18 protein-coding genes are annotated in these 21,447 nt (G+C 44.6%); 1 reads left to right on the top strand and 17 read right to left on the bottom strand.

Annotated elements, in window-relative coordinates; translation table 11 throughout:
* Positions 1 to 8: 8 nt before the first annotated feature.
* The 15 genes from fliI to MKY87_RS26920 form a co-directional block, all read right to left on the bottom strand.
* Complete coding sequence (fliI, locus tag MKY87_RS26990; RefSeq protein ID WP_036609365.1) at positions 9 to 1,328, bottom strand: flagellar protein export ATPase FliI; 1,320 nt, start codon at positions 1,326 to 1,328, stop codon at positions 9 to 11.
* Positions 1,315 to 2,178, bottom strand: a complete 864-nt coding sequence (locus MKY87_RS26985) for a FliH/SctL family protein (RefSeq protein ID WP_340966913.1) — start codon at positions 2,176 to 2,178, stop codon at positions 1,315 to 1,317. Before MKY87_RS26985 ends, fliI begins: the two co-directional genes overlap by 14 nt.
* Positions 2,171 to 3,187: a flagellar motor switch protein FliG gene (fliG, locus tag MKY87_RS26980; RefSeq protein ID WP_047842476.1), complete on the bottom strand. Its 1,017-nt coding sequence runs from the start codon at positions 3,185 to 3,187 to the stop codon at positions 2,171 to 2,173. The genes MKY87_RS26985 and fliG overlap by 8 nt, the downstream gene beginning before the upstream one ends.
* Positions 3,188 to 3,198: 11 nt before the next feature.
* Positions 3,199 to 4,782 carry a flagellar basal-body MS-ring/collar protein FliF gene (gene fliF, locus MKY87_RS26975; RefSeq protein ID WP_340966912.1) on the bottom strand — a complete coding sequence of 528 codons (1,584 nt, stop codon included), beginning with the start codon at positions 4,780 to 4,782 and terminating at the stop codon, positions 3,199 to 3,201.
* Positions 4,783 to 4,919: 137 nt separating this feature from the next.
* A complete protein-coding gene (fliE, locus tag MKY87_RS26970) occupies positions 4,920 to 5,231 on the bottom strand; it encodes a flagellar hook-basal body complex protein FliE (RefSeq protein WP_338593804.1) in 312 nt (103 codons plus the stop codon).
* A 58-nt stretch (positions 5,232 to 5,289) separates the two neighbouring features.
* Positions 5,290 to 5,739 (bottom strand): flagellar basal body rod protein FlgC, encoded by a 450-nt coding sequence (gene flgC, locus MKY87_RS26965; protein WP_017689191.1) that lies wholly within the window; start codon positions 5,737 to 5,739, stop codon positions 5,290 to 5,292.
* A gap of 6 nt (positions 5,740 to 5,745) precedes the next feature.
* Positions 5,746 to 6,153, bottom strand: a complete 408-nt coding sequence (gene flgB / locus MKY87_RS26960; RefSeq protein WP_036670359.1) for a flagellar basal body rod protein FlgB — start codon at positions 6,151 to 6,153, stop codon at positions 5,746 to 5,748.
* 981 nt (positions 6,154 to 7,134) lie between these two features.
* Positions 7,135 to 8,535, bottom strand: coding sequence for an ATP-dependent protease ATPase subunit HslU (hslU, locus tag MKY87_RS26955; protein ID WP_076208906.1), 1,401 nt, complete (start codon positions 8,533 to 8,535; stop codon positions 7,135 to 7,137).
* A gap of 115 nt (positions 8,536 to 8,650) precedes the next feature.
* Positions 8,651 to 9,193: an ATP-dependent protease subunit HslV gene (gene hslV, locus MKY87_RS26950; protein WP_076208907.1), complete on the bottom strand. Its 543-nt coding sequence runs from the start codon at positions 9,191 to 9,193 to the stop codon at positions 8,651 to 8,653.
* Between the two features lie 26 nt (positions 9,194 to 9,219).
* The gene (gene trmFO, locus MKY87_RS26945; RefSeq protein WP_445669439.1) at positions 9,220 to 10,563 is read right to left on the bottom strand and encodes an FADH(2)-oxidizing methylenetetrahydrofolate--tRNA-(uracil(54)-C(5))-methyltransferase TrmFO; all 1,344 of its coding nucleotides are present in this window, start codon (positions 10,561 to 10,563) and stop codon (positions 9,220 to 9,222) included.
* A 56-nt stretch (positions 10,564 to 10,619) separates the two neighbouring features.
* Positions 10,620 to 12,719, bottom strand: a complete 2,100-nt coding sequence (gene topA / locus MKY87_RS26940) for a type I DNA topoisomerase (RefSeq protein ID WP_124114065.1) — start codon at positions 12,717 to 12,719, stop codon at positions 10,620 to 10,622.
* Between the two features lie 116 nt (positions 12,720 to 12,835).
* Entirely contained in the window at positions 12,836 to 13,966 is a 1,131-nt protein-coding gene (dprA, locus tag MKY87_RS26935; RefSeq protein WP_339784569.1) for a DNA-processing protein DprA, read from the bottom strand.
* Positions 13,967 to 14,210: 244 nt separating this feature from the next.
* Entirely contained in the window at positions 14,211 to 15,140 is a 930-nt protein-coding gene (gene sucD / locus MKY87_RS26930) for a succinate--CoA ligase subunit alpha (protein ID WP_036609382.1), read from the bottom strand.
* Positions 15,141 to 15,203: 63 nt separating this feature from the next.
* Positions 15,204 to 16,364: an ADP-forming succinate--CoA ligase subunit beta gene (gene sucC, locus MKY87_RS26925; RefSeq protein WP_036609384.1), complete on the bottom strand. Its 1,161-nt coding sequence runs from the start codon at positions 16,362 to 16,364 to the stop codon at positions 15,204 to 15,206.
* 243 nt (positions 16,365 to 16,607) lie between these two features.
* Complete coding sequence (locus tag MKY87_RS26920) at positions 16,608 to 17,063, bottom strand: MarR family winged helix-turn-helix transcriptional regulator (RefSeq protein WP_339784572.1); 456 nt, start codon at positions 17,061 to 17,063, stop codon at positions 16,608 to 16,610.
* 478 nt (positions 17,064 to 17,541) lie between these two features.
* Here MKY87_RS26920 and MKY87_RS26915 point away from each other — a divergent pair, with 478 nt between their 5' ends.
* Complete coding sequence (locus MKY87_RS26915; RefSeq protein ID WP_339784574.1) at positions 17,542 to 19,152, top strand: YifB family Mg chelatase-like AAA ATPase; 1,611 nt, start codon at positions 17,542 to 17,544, stop codon at positions 19,150 to 19,152.
* Between the two features lie 240 nt (positions 19,153 to 19,392).
* On the opposite strand, the gene MKY87_RS26910 is transcribed toward MKY87_RS26915, so the two are convergent.
* Both MKY87_RS26910 and MKY87_RS26905 read right to left on the bottom strand, forming a co-directional pair.
* A complete protein-coding gene (locus tag MKY87_RS26910) occupies positions 19,393 to 19,944 on the bottom strand; it encodes a nitroreductase family protein (RefSeq protein WP_340966907.1) in 552 nt (183 codons plus the stop codon).
* A 281-nt stretch (positions 19,945 to 20,225) separates the two neighbouring features.
* Positions 20,226 to 21,422, bottom strand: a complete 1,197-nt coding sequence (locus tag MKY87_RS26905) for a carboxypeptidase-like regulatory domain-containing protein (RefSeq protein ID WP_340966904.1) — start codon at positions 21,420 to 21,422, stop codon at positions 20,226 to 20,228.
* Between the last annotated feature and the right edge of the window lie 25 nt (positions 21,423 to 21,447).

The following is a 21,447-nucleotide window of genomic DNA, read 5'->3' as shown; positions in this document are numbered from 1 at the left end:
TTACCCATTCATCTCCTTGCAAATTCAAGAATCAAACGTTCCTGTACTTCACTTAAGGTGACTTTCTCGTCGACTTTCTGCTTGGTAAAGTTCCATATACTATCAATCTGATCTATCGATTCATCTATGGCTGCATTTGATCCCCGCTGGTAAGCCCCAATATTGATCAAATCTTCCGATTCTTTGTACACAGCCATCAAACGTTTCATATTATTAACGGCTTCCAACTGCTCTTCCGGAGCAATATCCTTCATAACACGACTTATGCTGGCTAGCACATCAATTGCTGGAAAATGACCTTTATTTGCAATGGATCGATTTAACACAATGTGTCCATCCAGAATACCCCTTACCGCATCCGCGATTGGTTCATTCATGTCATCCCCATCGACCAGAACGGTGTAAAAGGCTGTAATCGAACCGGTAGGTCCTGTACCCGCCCGTTCAAGCAGTTTGGGCAAACTTGCAAAAACCGATGGCGTATATCCTCTCATTGCCGGAGGTTCACCTACGGCAAGACCCACTTCCCTTTGTGCCATAGCATATCGGGTTACCGAATCCATCATGAGCATCACGTTCATTCCACGATCTCGGAAATACTCTGCAATAGTGGTCGCAATAACTGCTCCCTTAATCCGAATCAGGGCAGGCTGATCTGAAGTTGCAACAATGACTACGGAGCGTTCCAGTCCTTCCGGACCCAGATCCCGTTCAATAAAGTCGCGCACCTCTCGTCCACGCTCACCCACAAGCGCGATGACATTGACATCTGCTGCTGTATTACGAGCAATCATCCCCATCAATGTACTCTTACCAACACCAGAACCGGCAAAAATACCTACACGCTGTCCCTTACCTACGGTCAACAATCCGTCGATAGCTCTTACACCAACACCCATCGTTTCAAGTACACGTGGACGATCCATTGGATTGACCGGCGTATTGGAGGTAGAGTACATTGGCATTCTTGATGGAAGGAGGGAACCGTCCAGCGGTTGTCCAAGTCCGTCCAATACTTTACCGAGCAATTCGGAGCCTACCTGAACGCCGAGTGGTTTCCCCGTACCTACTACATCGCAACCAGGACCGATGGATTGAAGTTCACCCAGTGGCATAAGCAGCACTTTGTTATCTCGAAACCCAACAACTTCGGCTTGAAGAGGCTTGGCCGATTTACCAGGATAGATATAACATACGTCACCGATACTTGCATCTGGCCCTTCTGACTCCACCATAAGACCAATGACCTGAGTAACTTTGCCGTTAATACGAACAGGATCGAATTGGCGCAAATGTTCCATATATCGCTGTGAACTAAGAACCTTCATGTTGATTTCTTCGCTCCTCATCCTCAAGTGCTATGCGGACCAGTTCTTTTTTAATCTCAGCAAGCTGTGTATCAATTCTCGCATCTACACTTCCGAACGAAGAACGAATGACACATCCCTTATCTTTGACCGTTGAATCAGGCAAAATCTGCAATTCTGCTTGAGAGTCAATGGACAGAGACAATTCTTCACGAGCTGCCTGTACAAATGTAAACTGATCAGGTGCCACACAGAGTGTGATCAAACCCTGCTCCCGTTTACGTGACAAACTCTGACGAATCAGTTCCAATGTATGATCGGGTTCAATGGTAAGTTGCTTATCAATGACTTTCTCAGCGATCCCGCAAGCGAGCTCCACGAGGAACGGTTCGGCTTCCTGAATGATCTGATCTTTAGCTACATAAGCTTCCTTGAGCACTTCCTGGGCTTCAATCATCATCTTTTCGATCTGCACCTGGAGATCCAGTTCAGCTTGTACTTTGCCTTCTTCAAAACCCTGTTGGAAACCTTGTGAACGAAGCACTTCAGTCAGATGTTCATCCTGTTGTCGTTGTTCCTGCCACCAGCTGTCGATCTGTTCACGGGCCTCTTGAAGCATGCGCTCTGCCTCTTCTGAAGCTTCACGTACTTGCTTTTCTGCAAACTCCTTGGCATCTTCCAGCATTTCTGCGGTAAGACGTTGTGTTTCTTCGTCCACGCGTGCTTGAAGCGTTTCTGCTTCAGAACCTTCAGCACTGTCACCGTATAATTCCGTTTCAGACTCCTCAGTACCACCATAATGATGATGATTTTCAAGTTTTTTGCGGTCATCAACGGGTACATACTGGAAAGATTTAATCAAATTAGACAATGATATCATCTCCTCCACCGCGTGCGATAATGATCTCACCGGCTTCTTCCAATCTGCGTATCGTTCCTACGATACGTGTCTGAGCTTCCTCAACATCACGCAATCGCACAGGTCCCATGAATTCCATCTCTTCTTTGAATGTCTCGGACATCCGTTTCGACATATTCCGGAACACGGCATCCCGAACTTCTTCGCTTGCCACTTTGAGTGCCAGCTGCAAATCTGCGTTGTCGATATCCCGAATAATGCGCTGAATCGAACGATCATCCACATTGACGATATCTTCGAATACAAACATGCGTTTTTTGATTTCCTCTGCAAGCTCAGGATCCTGAATTTCAAGCGAGTCCAAAATGGTACGCTCTGTACCACGATCGACTCCGTTCAGAATCTGAACGATCGATTCGATACCACCCGCATTCGTGTAATCCTGCGTTACGGTAGAAGATAGTTTCTGTTCCAGAACCCGCTCCACTTGAGAGATGACTTCCGGCGAAGTACTATCCATAACAGCCACCCGGCGAGCGACATCTGCCTGTTTCTCTTGTGGCAAGGATGATAGAATCGCTGCTGCCTGTTCGAATTGCAGGTAAGACAGAACCAAGGCAATCGTTTGCGGGCTTTCATTCTGAATAAAGTTCAAAATTTGGTTCGGATCTGCTTTGCGCGCAAAGTCAAATGGTCTGACTTGCAGCGTAGCTGTCAAACGGTTAATGACTTCAAGTGCTTTTGATGAACCCAGAGCTTTCTCCAGGATTTCTCTCGCATAATTGATACCGCCCTGAGAAATATATTCCTGCGCCAGACAGATCTGGTGAAACTCGGCCATGATCATGTCCTTTTCGGAAGAATCAACCTTGCGCACGTTGGCAATTTCCAACGTAAGTTGCTCAATCTCCTCATCACGCAGATGTTTGAAGATCTGAGCCGATACTTCCGGACCTAATGTAATCAACAAAATTGCTGCTTTTTGTCTTCCAGTCAAACCTTGACTGCTTGCCTTCGCCAATGCGTTCACCTCTATTCGTCAGCCAGCCATGTACGCAGCAGATTGACGAATTCGTCTGGCTTTTTCTTGGCCAAACTCTCCAATTGTTTGCGCACCTGACTTTCGTTCGTTACACTGTCCAGCGTAATGGACGGGAACTCTGTTGCTATTGGAAGAGGAATCTCTTCTTCTTCGACTTCGTTTTGTTTGCGGCGACGGCGTACTAACAAGATAACTACCGCTGCGATCAATGCCGCTATGAGTGCGCCTCCACCCCACATCATCGTTGAGGAAAGCTGGAAACCTGTATTGTCTGCAGAGGCAGTCTGGAATCCTTGTGACATGACTGAAACTTTCTTTGTCAGATCGGCGTCACTTATTACAGTGCCTGAGTCTGCCAGTGAAGCACGAACAATGTTAACCAAAATGTTCTCAATTGCGTCCTGAACCGGTCCCTGTAATTCTGTTTCTCCATTCGGTGGTTCAACTGCAACGTTAATGGTTAAGTCTTTTACAGTATATGGACTGGAAATAATATCCTTGGCGATTCGATTAACATCGTAGTTTATAGTGCTTGATGATTCTTCGGAGGTAGAGTTACCGGCTGCATCAGATGATGGATAACCCGGAACTTCCTCTTGTCCTGTGCCAGCAACTCCACCTGTTGGGTTGCTTGCGCCAGTGTAGCTCTTTTGAATCTCCTGCACACTGATCTCGATGCCTTTCATATTATCTACATCAACAGGTGTGACCAGATTTTCCTTACGTGTTTCTTTGTCAAAATTAAGCTTGGAGGCTACCAAAACATTAACTTTGTCTTCGCCTACAATCTGGGAAAGGAATTGCTTTACGTTATTACGGACATCGTTTTCAAACTTTTTCTGTAATGCCATGTTCTCTTGGACTTCGGAAGACAACCCGCCACTGCCACCTCGGGCAGTTGGAATCAATTCTGCTTCATCTGTGTTTGTAATCGTGATGTTCTCAACAGGCAGATTAGGAATTGCAGTCTTAACCAAGTTAAAGTAGCCATCTACCGCTGCCTGATTGGGGTGATAACCCGGTTTGAATTGGAGAGCTACCGATGCTGATGCTTTGTCTTGTTCTTCTAAACCAGCAAAGATGTTATCTTTCGGCATATTAACGAGTACTTTAGCATCCTGTATCCCTTGCATCCGCTGAAGTAACTGTTCAACTTCTCCGTTTATAGCGTTGTTGTACTTTACATCAAACTCTTTATCCGTCATCCCGATCGGCGATGATGACTCCTCGAATGACTTATATCCTAATGAACCATTCTGAATAATTCCTTGAGATCCAACATTCACCTTTGCAATTGCAACACTTGTACTCGGTACGGATATGGTCTTGCCATCTGAACTCAATTTGTATGGAATGCTAGATGAATCAAGATAACTGATAACGCCCGCTGAATCACTTGCATTCAAATCTGTAAAAGCAACTTCATATTCCGTCTTGGACAATTGCATCGTGAGTACAACAGCAGCCAAAATCAGGAATAGGAAGGTGGATATAAATAATATTTTTTGCTTTTTGCTAAAACTATTCCAATACTGGGATGCCTTATCCCTGTACTGGGCGATTCTCTCATTCACTCTGTCACCCCATCCGAAACTTTGCTTAGTCTGTCCTTACTCAACCCTAACCGTTTCATAGGTTGACGATCAGGAGCAGCATCGCAGCTGCTTTGTTGTAATGATCAGCGCTATTATCGAAGCGCAAGTAGGTTATTTTATAACTGCGTTCGCATAACTTCTTGGTATGCTTCGACCACTTTGTTTCGGACTTGAGTTGTGAGTTGTAGGCTTAACAAGGCCTGTTCTGAAGCAATCATCACCTGATCCACATTCGCTTTGCCGACCAAAAATTGATTCGACATTTCATGCGATTGAGTCTCCTGTGCTGCAACGGACCCTAATGCATTCTGTAAGTATGTACCGAAGCTCTGAATGGTTTCGGCTGGTGTAGAAGGCTTACTTTCGGTTGCACTCTTCATCTGTAGCGGTTGTATCCCCTGTGTGCTAAACATGTTGTTCTGAATCATTAATGTCCCTCCCCTTCATCCCTGGTTTTTATTTTTCTTATTTTCATTTCAAAGCAGATTATCTTCCAATTTCCAAAGCTTTGGAGATCATCGCTTTGGTTGAATTCAGTGCTGTTACGTTTGCTTCATAGGAACGCGAAGCAGAGATCATGTCGACCATTTCTTTCGCAATATCCACATTAGGCATAAATACATATCCTTCTGCGTTGGCATCCGGATGAGAAGGGTCATACACAGGCTTCAAAGGTGACTGATCCTCGCGAATCTCCGTTACTCTTACGCCATCTCCTGAACCGCTACCTCTCATCTGATTTTGCAGCATCGTACCAAATGACGTTTTATTCGGCTCAAGCACAACCATTTTACGTTTGTAAGGAACTGCTTCACCATTGGATACGCTCGCGCGCGTCGTCTCTGCGTTGGCAATGTTGGAAGATATAACGTCCATCCGCAACCGTTGGGCTGTCAGAGCTGAGCTACTGATGCTAAAACTATTACTAATGTTCAATTTAGGTTATCTCCCTTCCACGCCAACACGCATAATTTTAATTTGTTCGTTCACTTGCTGAATATAAGCGTTATAACGCAACTGATTCTCCGCCAGAAGACTCATTTCTCTGTCGATATCGACATTGTTTTCGTTGTTATTCATGGAGGTTGACTGGTCCATATTAACTACTGGCGTTGGTACGGAAGAGGAAGGACCTATGACAAAATGCCTTGCATCAGTTACTTTACCTTTAAGAACAGGCATATCTCCATTCATTTGCCCTTGCAACATTTCTTCAAAAGAAACGTCCGAGCGCTTGAAATACGGGGTATCGGCGTTCGCGATGTTGTCAGCAATCGTTCGTTGTCTGATATTGGACGCATCGAGTGCACCTTGCAATCTTTTAAAGCTGATATCGTTTAAAAGATTCACAATCCCCCTCCTCTCTTTAGAAGTAATGGAAAAAGATTGAATCTTTTCCCTTGAAAATTCTTATGTTTTTTTCGACAAAAACATTCGTCTTTACACGGTTTTCTAGGACTTAAGTAGAATTAACTCTGATGTTGTCGTATAACATAAGTTTCTTCGAGTTTGGGATTTATTACAATAAGAAAAAAGCCCTATCTTTTCTGAAAGACGGGGCTTTTTGTGTATTTTCTGCAAATTATGAATTTTTTCGTAAATGTTCGGGCCCAAAACAAAAGTATGTTAATACTCTCCCTTATTGTTCTTAAACATTCTTTAAATTAAAAAAAACTTTCAAGCCTCAACATGAGCTTACAACGCCCGTAATTATGTATATTTTCGAATATTTCATAATTGATAATGTTAGAATTTTTTGCCGTTGTACTAAGGGTTTAAGGACAATATGATAGGTATACATACAAAGCTATATATTAATCAATTGACAAGTTATCTTTCAATGATGAAGAAAACTCGTCCTTCCTACACAACACTTTCTTAACAATTAAGTGGAGTCTATATATTTTAATTTTAAGAAAACAATTAGTGGCTTCAAACTTTTCTACAATTCATCATTTTGCGCATTTACGCAACATTTACCAATCCATCGACTAAACCGATGACCAGACTTGGAATAAGAAAAATTCTTTTAATGGGAATCATTGGTTATGGAAACGAAGAATAACTACCACTCCGATAGGTTTTAAATCCGTATACATGCGGCACAAGTCCTAGGTTTTGTCGATCCTTATAACAACCCCACATCTTTTATCGGTTGTAACATCGAAATCCTTTAGATAGAAACAAAAATAAACGATATGCGTCAAGTAAGAGGGCCTTTGTGATTCGCTAAAGGATCGCTTCCCTTTGTGGATCACATAAATGTTCTCTACTTTCTTGCATACCGTTCATTTATAGCATCATTTTAACAACTACATTGCTAATTCCATGTTACAGGATATACTGACTCAAATCACGATCAAGCGCAATATCATTTAATTTCTCCCGGACATACTCCGGAGTGATCACCATACGTTCCAGTGTAAGCTCAGGTGCCTCAAAGGATAAATCCTCCAAAAGCTTCTCAAGAATCGTATGCAGTCGACGTGCACCTATATTTTCTGTATTTTGATTGACGGATTCGGCCAATTTGGCAATCTCGCGAATGGCCTCATCCGAGAACTCAATCTCAATATTCTCGGTGCGCAGTAGATCAACATACTGCTTGGTCAATGCATTTTGCGGTTCAGTCAGAATGGATACAAACTCCTCCAGTGTAAGACTACTTAGTTCCACACGAATTGGGAAGCGCCCCTGAAGCTCAGGAATCAGATCAGAAGGTTTGGCAACATGGAATGCTCCAGCTGCCATAAACAGAATATAATCGGTTTTGACAGGACCATACTTCGTCATTACTGTAGAGCCCTCTACGATAGGCAGAATATCCCGTTGAACACCCTCCCGGGATACATCGGGTCCACTACCGCGTCCTTGACTGGCAACCTTGTCGATTTCATCAATGAATATGATACCTGTCTGCTCCGCCCGGCGAATGGACTCTTGGGTAACATCATCCATGTCGATCAATTTCCCTGCTTCTTCCTGGATCAATACTTTACGTGCTTCTTTAATAGCGAGTTTACGTTTTTTCGTACGACGAGGTAAGAGGCTGCCAAACATCTCCTGCATGTTCATGCCCATCTGATCATTACCTTGTCCAGCAAACATGTCCATCATGTTAGGCGCAGTGTCTTCAACATCAATCTCAATGATGTCATCCTCCAACTTGCCGGACAACAGATCAAATTTGATCTTACGGCGGCGTTCGGCAACCCCAGTATCCGGTTCTGGCTCATCCTGTTCCTGAACGTTGTTGCCATTATTACCAAAGATCATCTCAAAGGGATTACGCTGATTCTTGGACTTAGACTGTGAAGGAGCCAGAATATGTACAATTCGTTCGTTGGCAGCTTCTTCAGCTTTGTCTTTCACTTTTTCAGTCCGCTCCAGCTTCACCATCCGCAGTGATGTCTCAATCAGATCACGCACCATCGATTCAACGTCACGACCAACGTAACCTACTTCGGTGAATTTGGTAGCTTCCACTTTCACAAATGGCGCACCTACCAGTTTAGCAAGGCGACGGGCGATTTCCGTTTTACCCACACCGGTAGGTCCAATCATCAAGATGTTTTTAGGCACAATGTCGTCCTGGGTGTGCTCAGGCAAAAGGCTACGCCGATAACGATTACGAAGGGCTACGGCTACCGATTTTTTAGCTTTCTTTTGACCTACAATATACTTGTCAAGCTCTGCAACAATCTGTCTCGGTGTTAACGCTTGAGTATTCATATTGCTTCCCTCCTACCAGTATGTTGAATTATTTTACCTAACAAGGACAAAGAATCCCCTAGACGTCCTGGAGCAGATTACAGAATCATGCTCCACTACGGGAGATTTCTTTGGCTTATAACTCTTCTACAATAATATTACTATTGGTATATACACATAACTCCGAGGCAATCTGAAGTGATTCACGCGCAATATCTTTCGCTTCCAGGTTTACTGCATGACGTTTCAACGCACGCGCAGCAGATAAGGCAAAGTTGCCACCTGATCCGATAGCAATAACGTCATCATCCGGTTCGATAATCTCCCCGCCGCCTGAAATGAGCAGCATACCTGATTTGTCCATCACAATCAACAGCGCCTCAAGCTTACGCAAGATCCGATCCTGACGCCAATCCTTGGCAAGCTCTACAGCAGCACGCTGCAAGTTACCATGGTGCTCCTCCAGCTTACCTTCGAATTTCTCAAACAGGGTGATCGCATCCGCCACAGAACCAGCAAAGCCAGCAACAACCTGTCCGCGGTACAAACGTCTTACCTTCTTGGCTGTATTCTTCATCACAACACTTTGGCCCATGGTCACCTGACCATCTCCTGCGATTGCAGCCTTACCATTATGACGAACAGCACAGATCGTTGTAGCATGAAATGACATATCCATGATATCAGCATCCTCCCACGAATAATTTATACGCGTTCCGGAACAGTTAGACCTTCTGCCGCAGCAAAACTGGTGATGCCATCCAGGGCACGCTGTGCAAGAGCTTCATTTTTTTCCTTTTTGTTACGAATCTTCGTTTCAAGCTTCGGCAACAAACCAAAGTTTGCGTTCATTGGTTGGAAGTGCTTGAAGTCAGCCGTTGTAATATACTGAGCCATACTGCCAAGTGTTGTTTCTACCGGCAATACTACCAGTTCCTGCCCAAGTGCTGCTTTGGCTGCGTTCATGCCGGCAATAAGCCCTGATGCAGCAGATTCCACATATCCTTCTACACCCGTCATCTGACCTGCAAAGAACAGGTTTGGACGCTCTTTAAACTGATACGTCGGAAGAAGCAGTTTAGGAGAGTTAATAAATGTATTACGGTGCATTACGCCATAACGAACGAACTCTGCATTTTCAAGTCCAGGAATAAGGGAAAAGACACGTTTCTGTTCTCCCCATTTCAGATGCGTCTGGAAGCCCACCAAGTTATACAGGGTTCCAGCTGCATTGTCCTGTCTAAGCTGAACAACCGCATGTGGCAACTCTCCTGTATGAGGGTTAACCAGACCTACCGGTTTCATTGGACCAAACAGAGCCGTCTGTTTTCCGCGTTTCATCATCACTTCGATTGGCATACAGCCTTCAAAGTAGATTTCTTTCTCAAACTCTTTTAATTGAGCGACTTCAGCAGTAATGAGAGCTTCATAGAAGACATCAAACTCTTCTTCTGTCATCGGACAGTTCAGATATGCCGCTTCACCCTTATCATAACGGGAAGCCAGATATACCTTGTTCATATCAATTGAATCTTTTTCGATGATCGGTGCAGCTGCATCATAGAAGTAGAAATACTCTTCACCCATTAGTGCCTTGATTTGCTCAGACAATGCAGGTGAAGTCAGCGGCCCCGTTGCAACAACAACGATGCCATCTTCCGGCAGAGAAGTTAGTTCCTCATTCACCACTTCGATGAGCGGATGCTGGTGCAACGTGGATGTAATCTCACCTGAAAATCCATCCCGGTCCACAGCAAGTGCCCCACCTGCAGGAACTGCATGTTTGTCTGCTGCTGACAATACAAGAGAATTGAGCATTCTCATTTCTTCTTTTAACACACCCACTGCATTGGTCAATCCATTCGCACGCAGCGAGTTGCTACATACCAGCTCTGCAAATTTATCCGTATGATGAGCTGGCGTTTTCACACCAGGTCTCATCTCGTATAATTTTACGCGTACGCCGCGACTTGCAATCTGCCAGGCCGCTTCTGTTCCTGCCAGCCCGGCACCAATAACGGTTACTTGTTGTTCATTTGTCAAAATCATTTACCCCCATAAAGCAATTTCATATTTCACTATAATTGAATTGATTCACATTTATACTAATCTGCTGATTCGTCATCCGGTTCATCCACCGGCTCCTGATGATCACATGAAGTACACTGCAATCGTGCTCCCTTTTTGTTCCGCTTTTCAATCATTAGCGATCCGCAACTTGGACATGGTTTGGCTGAAGGTCTGTCCCATGAGACAAAATCACATTCAGGATATTTGTCACAACCGTAGAAAATACGTCCTTTTTTGCTACGACGCTCAACTACATGACCTTCCTTACATTTCGGACAAGTCACGCCGATATCCTTGATAATCGGTTTGGTATTCCGGCAATCAGGGAAGCCAGAGCACGCAAGAAACTTGCCAAAACGTCCGAGTTTATAAACCAGCGGTTTGCCGCACTTCTCACAGATCTCATCCGATACTTCGTCTTCAATCTCGATTTCTTTCATTTCTTCTTCCGCAAACTCAAGGCGTTTCTCAAAAGATTCATAGAATTCTGCAAGTACTTTGACCCAATCCTCGGAACCTTCCTCCACATGGTCAAGATCACCTTCCATGTTTGCGGTGAACTCTACATTCAGGATTTCCGGGAAAAACTCTTCCATCTGTTCGATGACCAGTTCACCCAGCTCGGTCGGCATGAATTTCTTTTCCTCAATTGCAACATATCCGCGCTTCTGAATGGTCTCCAGTGTTGGCGCATATGTACTCGGACGCCCTATACCCAATTCCTCAAGCGTCTTAACCAACCTTGCCTCCGTATATCGTGGTGGCGGTTGTGTAAAATGCTGTTTTGGCTCAATCTCCTGCTTCTCAAGTACATCTCCACTTTTCAGCGGAGGCAGCAGACGATCTTCATCGGTGGTACCATCGTCGTTTCCTTCAACATATACCTTCATGAAACCTTGGAACCGTACCTTCGAACCTGCTGCACGGAAAATGGTGTCCCCCGCAGCAATATCTACAGAGAGTGTATCCAGGATAGCCGAAGACATCTGGCTCGCTACAAAACGTTCCCATACCAGTTTATACAACCGGAACTGATCGCGACTCATGAATGACTTGATTGAGTCAGGATCACGCAGAATTGAAGTTGGACGAATCGCTTCATGCGCATCCTGAGCATTAGCTGCTTTTTTGGAATAGTTTCGTGGAGTCTCAGGTGCAAATGGCTCACCATACTTACCAACGATATATTCTTTGGCTTCTTCTTGTGCAGATGCCGCAATTCGTGTGGAGTCCGTACGCATATACGTGATGAGACCTACTGTGCCTTCTTTTCCAAGGTCTACACCTTCATATAGTTGTTGGGCGACCGACATCGTCTTGGAAGCTCTGAAATTCAATTTACGCGCCGCTTCCTGTTGCAAAGAACTCGTCGTAAACGGGGCGGAAGGGTTACGGCTCCGTTCTTTCTCTTTAACTTCCTTGATCGTAAAGTCTGCACCTTCGATCTGTTTCAGGATCGCTTGCACTTCCGCTTCACTGCCCAGCTCTGTTTTGGCCCCGTTCAGTTTATGAAACTTGGCTTCAAACGGATTGCCGTCTGCTGTCAGTTTGGCGGTAATGCTCCAGTATTCTTCCGGCTCAAAATCATCAATTTCATTTTCACGATCTAAAATGATTTTAACAGCCACGGACTGAACCCGGCCTGCAGACAAACCTTTTTTCACTTTCTTCCATAATAACGGACTAATTTTATATCCAACGAGCCGATCCAGAATACGTCTTGCCTGCTGCGCGTTAACCAAATCCATATTGATTTTCCGCGGCGTTTTGAACGCATCTTTGACCGCCTGTTTTGTAATTTCATTAAATACAACCCGGCAATCTGCCGTATCGTCCAGTTCAAGGGCATGGGCCAAATGCCATGCAATAGCCTCACCTTCGCGATCCGGGTCAGCTGCGAGATACACTTTTTTTACTTTCTTCCGTGCATCCTTCAGTTCTTTCAAAATTGAACCTTTGCCGCGGATCGTAATATATTTCGGATTAAAATCATTCTCTACCTCAACGCCGATCTGACTCTTTGGCAAATCGCGAACATGCCCCATCGAAGCTTTTACGATGAACTTGCTGCCTAAATATTTGCCTATCGTCTTCGCCTTTGAGGGCGACTCCACGATTACGAGTGCATCCGCCATAGGTTCATCCTCCTCTCAGTCATGAAACTGTCATGAAACTGTTTCTGTAAGCTTATGCATAGTTAATAACTTCTGCTAATTATATATTTCCACGCACTACGTAGGTTGTAGCTTCGTCATACCCTCGCGTATTTAGTGCCTGGTAATTGGCTAATCTGCTTTTTTATGATTAAAGATAACAGAACTGAATGCAAATGTCCAAAATCCCAACCAAGCAGCTCAACCAGTTGATCCAATGATTGTTCTCCCTGTTCCAACAGATAAATCACGCGTTGTTCATCTGGAGAGAGCTTAACCTCAGCGAATATCCCTCGCCCGGAAGGCTCGGTTGTTTCGGTCGAACGTCCTCTATTGTAAGGAAGTTGTTCTGCATTTGGCAAGCCCAATCGATACTCTTCCAATACATCTGCTGCACAAGTGACCAATTTGGCCCCTTGACGGATAAGATTGTGTGCTCCCCGACTTTTCGGCGATGTAATAGGTCCAGGGACTGCAAACACATCCCTGCCTGCTTCAAGCGCAGCATCTGCTGTAATGAGTGAACCACTGCGAATGTCAGCCTCAACAACCAATGTTCCCAGTGTCAGACCGGCAATGATTCGATTCCGTTCCGGAAATAATCCCTGGCGCGCTCTCGTACCTGGAGGATATTCCGACAAAAGCAGACCCGTCTCCGCAATTCGCTCGGCGAGGCTTGTATTTTCGGGTGGGTATATATTATCAATCCCGGTTCCGAATACTGCAATCGTTTTTCCTTTAGCACGTAGTACTGCCTCATGACACACGCTATCAATACCGCGGGCAAGCCCGCTTACAATCGTCAGACCTGCATTGCATAATTGCTCTGCCAGCTTTTCTCCAACTTTACGCCCATACACGGTTGGCATACGAGTTCCCACCATGGCAATAGACGAATTGTGTAGCAAACCAACATCCCCTCGAGCATACATTACCCAGGGAGGCTGAACGGTTTCCTTCATTAATATGGGATAATTCTGATCCAGATAAGTAATAACCTCTATCCCCTGATTGTAAACGTGTTCTCTTTTACTCTCAATCCAGTCGATAGTAAATTGGCTAGTCAAACGTGCAGCCTGATCTTTGCGCAATCCTGCTGCGACCCAGTCGCTTTCCCCATAATTCAATAGATCGGGTAATTCATGTTGTCCCAGAATCAGTTTCGAGATTGTTTTCTTGCCAATACCCTCCATCTCATGCAACCCAAACAAGATCCATCGTTCTTCCATACCATAAACCTCCCAGAGCGGGAAGAGTATCTTCCCTCATATTGTGTGTTAAGTGACCACGGAATGCAAGCGTTTACGCAGATGAGAGACAATTCCTCACCCTTTTCCCGTAAAAAAACGCAAAAAAGCAACCCTTCGCCCTGTTCAAGGACAAAAGGTTGCTTACCTTTTCCGTAACCATAATAGTCGGTCTACCAGAAATAGATCATTTCCGAGCCGTTTCTTCTATTATAACGAAAAAGAATTAATGTGTCGTGCACAAATTCAAAATACCGCGTTCCTCAAGTACACTCACCAAAGTCGAACCCATCTCAGCAGGAGTTGGTGCTACTTTGATTCCACATGATTCCAGCTTCGCAATTTTCTCTTTGGCTGTACCTTTGCCGCCAGAGATAATAGCGCCAGCATGGCCCATCCGTTTGCCTGGAGGCGCTGTTACGCCACCGATAAAGCCAACAACCGGTTTGGTCATGTTTTCACGTACCCAATCTGCAGCATCCTCTTCAGCTGTACCACCAATCTCACCAATCATGATGACCGCATGAGTCTGTGGATCTTCATTGAACCGTTTGAGGATATCAATGAACTCGGAGCCTTTTACAGGGTCTCCCCCAATTCCTACAGCAGAAGATTGTCCAATGCCACGTGTCGTCAGTTGATGAACGGCTTCATAGGTAAGTGTTCCACTACGGGAAACAACGCCTACGTGCCCTGCCATATGGATATAACCAGGCATGATACCGATTTTACATTCGCCTGGTGTAATGACACCTGGACAGTTTGGTCCGATCAGGACGGTATTTTTACCTTCCATGAAGCGGTCAACCTTGATCATGTCAAGAACCGGAATACCTTCTGTAATACAGATTACGAGGTCCAGCTCAGCATCAACAGCTTCCATAATGGAATCTGCTGCAAATGCAGGAGGAACGTAAATGACGCTCGCTGTTGCGCCTGTAGCTTCCTTCGCTTCCTGCACAGTGTTGAATACCGGCAGACTAGCTACTGTACCATCTTCCAACGTGATATCCACATTAGTTCCGCCTTTACCCGGTGTAACTCCGCCTACCATCTGGGTTCCGTAGTCCAATGCGCCCTTCGTGTGGAACATTCCCGTTGAACCCGTAATGCCTTGCGTAATGACTTTTGTATTTTTATCGATCAAAATACTCACGTTGCTTCACATCCTTACGGTTATTTTTCAATTCCCGGACAGCTCCGGTACTAAGGAATGAACTTATTTTACGAGGGCAACAATTTTCTGTGCACCATCGGCCATGGAATCAGCAGGAACGATATTCAGGCCAGATTCACCCAGAATACGTTTGCCAAGCTCCACGTTAGTTCCTTCAAGACGAACAACCAGCGGTTTGGTCAGGCCAAGCTGCTTCGCGGCTTCAACAACACCATTGGCGATAACATCACAGCGCATGATGCCACCGAAAATGTTAACAAAGATCCCAGCTACTTTGGCATCGGACAAGATGATCTTAAATGCTTCAGTCACCTTCTCTGTTGTTGCACCGCCCCCAACGTCAAGGAAGTTGGCCGGGTCTCCACCGTAGTATTTGATAATGTCCATCGTTGCCATCGCAAGTCCCGCACCATTGACCATACAGCCGATGTTGCCATCAAGTGCTATGTAGCTGAGGTCGTATTTGGAAGCTTCGATTTCTTTTTCATCCTCTTCATCCAGGTCACGCAGTTCCAAAATGTCTTTGTGACGGAACAGGGCGTTGGAGTCAAAGTTCAATTTCGCATCTAGCGCGATAACGTTTCCATCTCCGGTAACAACGAGAGGATTGATCTCGGCAATAGAGCAATCTTTTTCGACAAATGCAGTGTACAGCGCAAGCATGAACTTAACAGCTTTGTTCACCAGTTCATTAGGAATCTTAATGCTGTAAGCCAGTTTACGGGCCTGGAACACTTGCAATCCAATGGCAGGGTCAATAATTTCTTTGAAAATTTTCTCAGGTGTAGCTTCAGCTACTTCTTCAATCTCAGTACCGCCTTCTTCGGAAGCCATCATAACTACACGGCCTGTGGCACGGTCCACAACAACACCCACATAATACTCTTTGCGGATATCGCATCCTTCTTCAATCAGAAGACGTTTCACTTCTTTGCCTTCTGGTCCAGTCTGGTGTGTTACCAATACTTTGCCCAGAATTTCGGAAGCATAGGCACGAACTTCATCCGTACTCTTCGCCACTTTTACGCCACCGGCTTTACCCCGGCCACCTGCGTGAATTTGCGCTTTAACAACAGTCACCGGACTGCCCAGTGCCTCTGCGGCCGCAACCGCTTCATCGACTGTATAAGCAACCTTTCCGTTTGGAACGGTAACTCCATACTGTTTCAGTACTTCTTTTCCTTGATATTCATGGATATTCATTCTCGAATCCTCCTATCAACATGACTGCAACAAGGCGGGTTGGTAGACTAACAAAAGACAAATGTTGACTATTTTCACTTAAACCCAATTCATTGTAACACGTTTTTAAAACGCTTTCCTTAAAAAATTAATGGTTAATAGACAGTATTTTGATATGAGTATGATCCCATATTGTGAATGCTTGGGTATATATGGAAAAAACCTCAGCTAAAAGCTAAGGTTTCCTTGATGTAAAACTACATTTTATTTTTTGGCTGCGTTAGTGTTGGTTTGGTGAACTTTCTCCAGCAACCCTTTGAACTGACCCAGTAAAGCTTCAAACTCTGTACTGTTCAGACACGCATCTCCCTGAATGGATTCAGGTATGGACAATGCCTTGTTCCGCAGCTCACGGCCGGATTCGGTTAATGTAATTAATACTTTTCGTTCATCCTGAGCAGAGCGTTCGCGATTAATAAGTCCTGCTGACTGCAACCGTTTGAGAAGTGGTGTCAACGTTCCCGAATCGAGATAAAGTGCCTCCCCGATCTCCTTAACCGTACATTCTTCACGTTCCCACAATACCATCAGAACCAGATACTGTGAATACGTTACGCCGAGCACCTCAAGATAAGGCTGGTACATCTTCGTAATTTCACGTGAACAAGCATATATGGCAAAGCATAATTGGTTATCCAGCTTCAAACTGTCCGTCTGCATATATCTTTCTCACCTGCCTATTGTGCATTCTATTCCTTATAAAAAGGAACTATAAATCTATCTTATCACAAATTAGCAAAAAAACAGAATAATTGAGCACAAATGATTTTACTATTCAATTTAATTATGATAAATTAGATTGTGTAAAATACAATTACAGATAGATAATCAGCAGTACATCCCCATGATTTAACAACAATAATAGATAAGTCCCGGGAACAGATTCACGCTTTCTCGGGTCAAATTTAATAATCATAATGAAAATTTATACGTAACCATTTTCGCCAAAGCTATTTAATGATTTCCTTCCAGAAATAAAATTCAGGGATCAGGAAAGATGACTACAGCAATGATAATGACAGGTTGACTCCATGATTCCTTTTATATAAAATGCTTAGTAGAAGCTGAGGAAGCACCTTAATTCGTAGACTGGCCCGTATTATGCGGAGTCAAGAATCGAGTGAGGTGTTTCTTTGTCATGTACGGAAAATTACACAGTGCGTGTTTGTACGGAATCGATGGCGTTCTGATCGAGGTGGAAACCGATCTATCCAATGGTCTGCCACAGACGTCCATCATCGGGTTACCAGACTCAGCCATTCGAGAGGCCGTTGAACGTGTTCGTGCAGCGATCAAAAACTGCGGATATCAGTATCCGTTACAGCGGATCACAATCAATCTGGCCCCCGCTGATCTGCGCAAAGAAGGATCTTCCTTTGACCTAGCTATTGCTATTGGTTTACTCATGACAAGCGGCCAGCTTGTACTTCCTCCTGAGGAACGGACATTAGTGGTTGGCGAACTGGCATTGGATGGTTCGATCAGGTCCGTGCCCGGCATTTTATCCATGGTGGATCTGGCCAAACGACAAGGCTTTACGTCCGTGCTCCTGCCTTTGGATAACGTGGAGGAAGCGTCACTGATTCGAGGTATCCAGGTGTTTGGCATACGTCATTTACAGGATATTGCTCCGAAAAACCCAGATCAACCTGCTAGTTCAGTGGGAATACTAAATAATTCAAATGCAGGACCAGTCGTGTTGAAAAATTATGCTCACCTCGCTGCTCCTATAACAGATAGGCCACAGAAGATAATGGATAAAAAGACGAGACAGTCTTCATTACTGGCAGATGACTATAGTGATGTTCTGGGGCAGCACCATGTAAAACGCGCGCTTATGATTGCTGCAGCCGGCATGCATAATATACTGCTCGTTGGACCGCCAGGCACGGGCAAAACGATGTTAATCAAACGTTTGCCTACCATCCTTCCACCTTTGTCAGAAGATGAAGCGTTAGAAGTAACCAAAGTATTAAGTGCCGCAGGCAAGTTGAAAGAAGCGCCTCAAGGCCTGATTGCAGATAGACCTTTTCGCTCGCCTCACCATACAATATCCACCTCTGGTCTAATTGGAGGCGGTGGTATTCCGAAACCGGGTGAAGTGAGCCTTGCCCACCGAGGTATATTGTTTCTGGATGAATTACCTGAGTTCCAGCGCCAAGTGCTGGAGGTATTAAGGCAGCCGTTAGAGGATCGCACAGTGACAATTAGCCGGGCGCGGGCAGCATTCACCTTTCCGGCCCAATTCATGCTTGCATGTTCCATGAATCCCTGTCCCTGCGGATATTTGTCCGCTCATTCGGAGGAGCAACGCTGCATATGTAGTCCAGCCCGTGTTGCCGCGTACCGAGCCAAAATTTCAGGACCACTGCTGGACCGCATTGATCTTCAGGTTGAGGTTCCTCCACCAGGCGAGTGGCGCAAGTCTGCTGCTTCCCCTTCCTCTGAAGAAATGCAGGCAAAAGTGATCCACGCTCATCAAATTCAGGCTACACGTTATGCCAAAAGTTCGGTTCGTTGGAATAGCCAGCTTTCGGGCACGCTTTTGCGACGAACGATCCATCTCCCCCAAGAGGCAGAGCAACTGTTAGAGCAAACGCTGCAAACGTTAAACCTGAGCATGCGTGCACATGATCGAATTATCAAAATGGCACAGACCATTGCCGATCTGGACCATGAAGGTGAAATTGTGACAGCTCATGTGGCTGAAGCCATCCAGTATCGTCAGTTGGATCTTAATTTATTTTGAAGCTATTTTAAGAAGCGTATGGAGGAAAGAACAGGCCTATTTACCCAAAGGCGTTGAATGGGCATGAAACTGTAGACAGCAGAGGAAGATCGAGAAGGATTTCTTATGCAGATTCTACAATGCGGATACGCCAACATGACAAAAACGTACAAGCCCTTCTCTTCTGTTAAGAAAGGTACTTGTACGTAAATTCCCCTGAAACATAAGGGATCGTAGATAGCTAAGGTCTACAATAATTTATTATTCGAAAAGAGTGAGTTTCTCCTTAGCTGGTGTGCGTTCTTTGGCAGAAGGAATAACATCAGGATATCCCATATAAATCATACCTACAATCTTCTCTCCCGCCTCTATTCCCAGCGGTTTGCGGAATTTGGGAGCGTACAAAAATGGCTTGGTCACCCAGAACGTTCCAATGTCTTCACTCCAGGCTGCAAGCATAAAGTTCTGAACCAATGCACTGACCGCAGCGAAGTCTTCGTCCCAGATATTCTGTCTTGGATCTTCTTCCAGCACGACAAGCATGACGGATGGAACTTGCATAATATTGGCTGAGAATTTGTTGTCTTCTCCCATTTCTGCGTCAATAGCCTCAGCCAGTTTCTTCCGTCCATTCCCGGTAAACAACAAAAATCTCCAAGGTTCACGCAGTTTATGGTTAGGAGCCCAGACTGCAGTGTCCAGCAATTCTATGATTTGCTGTGTAGGAACAGCTTCTTTTTTAAACTTTTTCACCGTACGACGGTTTTGAATCGCATTTCTGACTTCATTTGTTGTTTTCGTAGCTTTACTCATCGGCCGTACCTCCTGTTTATAAAATCATTTGCAACCGCAATAGTGATTCGCGGCCTTGTACATTCAATATAATTTCTTTATGACATAATAAAATACCAGTTTACCTTCTTGATTATACACCCATCTGATCACGAGATTCAAAGGGGAGGCAACGGTCAGTACCGTTAGGGTCATTACAACAGAAAAGACGACTCTGAATCTTGATTCACCACGAGGGATCATAAAGTCAGAACCGTCTTTTATTCTCATGTTATTTATTCACATATCATATCAACGAGTAATCAATCGTCGTAACTCGCCCCTTCAAACGTGCCATTCCCTTCAAATGTGCCATTAACAAAATCCATTTTGTTGTACTTCTCCTGGTTACCTGCAACATCTGTACTATAGTACTCTACCACCTTGACATCAGGGGCATAAAACTTGACGGGTCCTTCATAGTTTTTCCATTCTGCCCCATTGATTCGATATTGCGTTGTTTTTACGCCCGAACCTTTGACTTCATCTGTTGCCTGAAGTCTGAATGTAAATCCTTTGATGTATATTTTCCCGTTCACAGTATCTGTAATAGGAACTAATCTGTACTTGGTTACTGGAGGTGTAATATCTGCATCTTTCTTAAGTACGATATTAAACGTATTATGATCTCCTTTTACAAGAGTAACGCTCAGGCTCGTTTTTAAATACCCTGCTGCTTCTCCCGTTATCGTTCTAGCCCCTGTTGGTACGCGCTTTATTAAATAGTTGCCTTGAGCATCTGTTGTTGCCGAACCTCCAGCATTAACTTTAGCCCCATTTACTGGATTGCCCGATTCATCTACAACTTTTCCCCGCACGTGTGCCGCCTCTGCCAAAACAACATCCATTCTCAAGGTTCCTCCCTCCCGGACACCCAAGCGATCCTGTTCATATAACATATAATCATCGGCATCTACCCATATTGCAATGTTCGGATTATAAGCGTAATCAATTCCTGTAACCGCATATCGACCATGCTGATCAGTTTTCACTATACGATCAAAGACACTTGTTACTTTTATACGAGCATCTGGAACAGGTCTGCCTGCCTGATCTTTGACTGTTCCCACAATTGTGGAAGGTTCATAAATACGAAAATCTAGCTGTATTTGTTCTCCACCGGACAATCCGTAGGAGCCATAGTGTCTGTACGTCACATAACCCTCTGCTTCAACTACAAAAGTAATGTCCGTATTGTCTTCAACGGACTCTATAATACGATACCGCCCATTCCCATCCGTCTTCACGCTTTTCTCTGACGTATCCCCACGATAATTAAGCCAATACTTGACAGTAGCGTCCTTGACAGGTAATCCCTGACGATCAATAACTTTACCTGATACAGTTGCCTGGCTAGATGGATCGGCTGCATAAGAAACTCCGGAATACATGATTCCAAACAAAATGAAACATAAAGATAGTGTACTTAGTCGAATTATCCATTTGATACTTGTCTGCATCTTCTCACTACACCTCACCATTTAT

This window comes from Paenibacillus sp. FSL R7-0198 (assembly GCF_038000415.1).
In the GTDB taxonomy this organism is placed as follows: domain Bacteria; phylum Bacillota; class Bacilli; order Paenibacillales; family Paenibacillaceae; genus Paenibacillus.
This window is presented reverse-complemented; position numbering and strand designations above follow the sequence as displayed.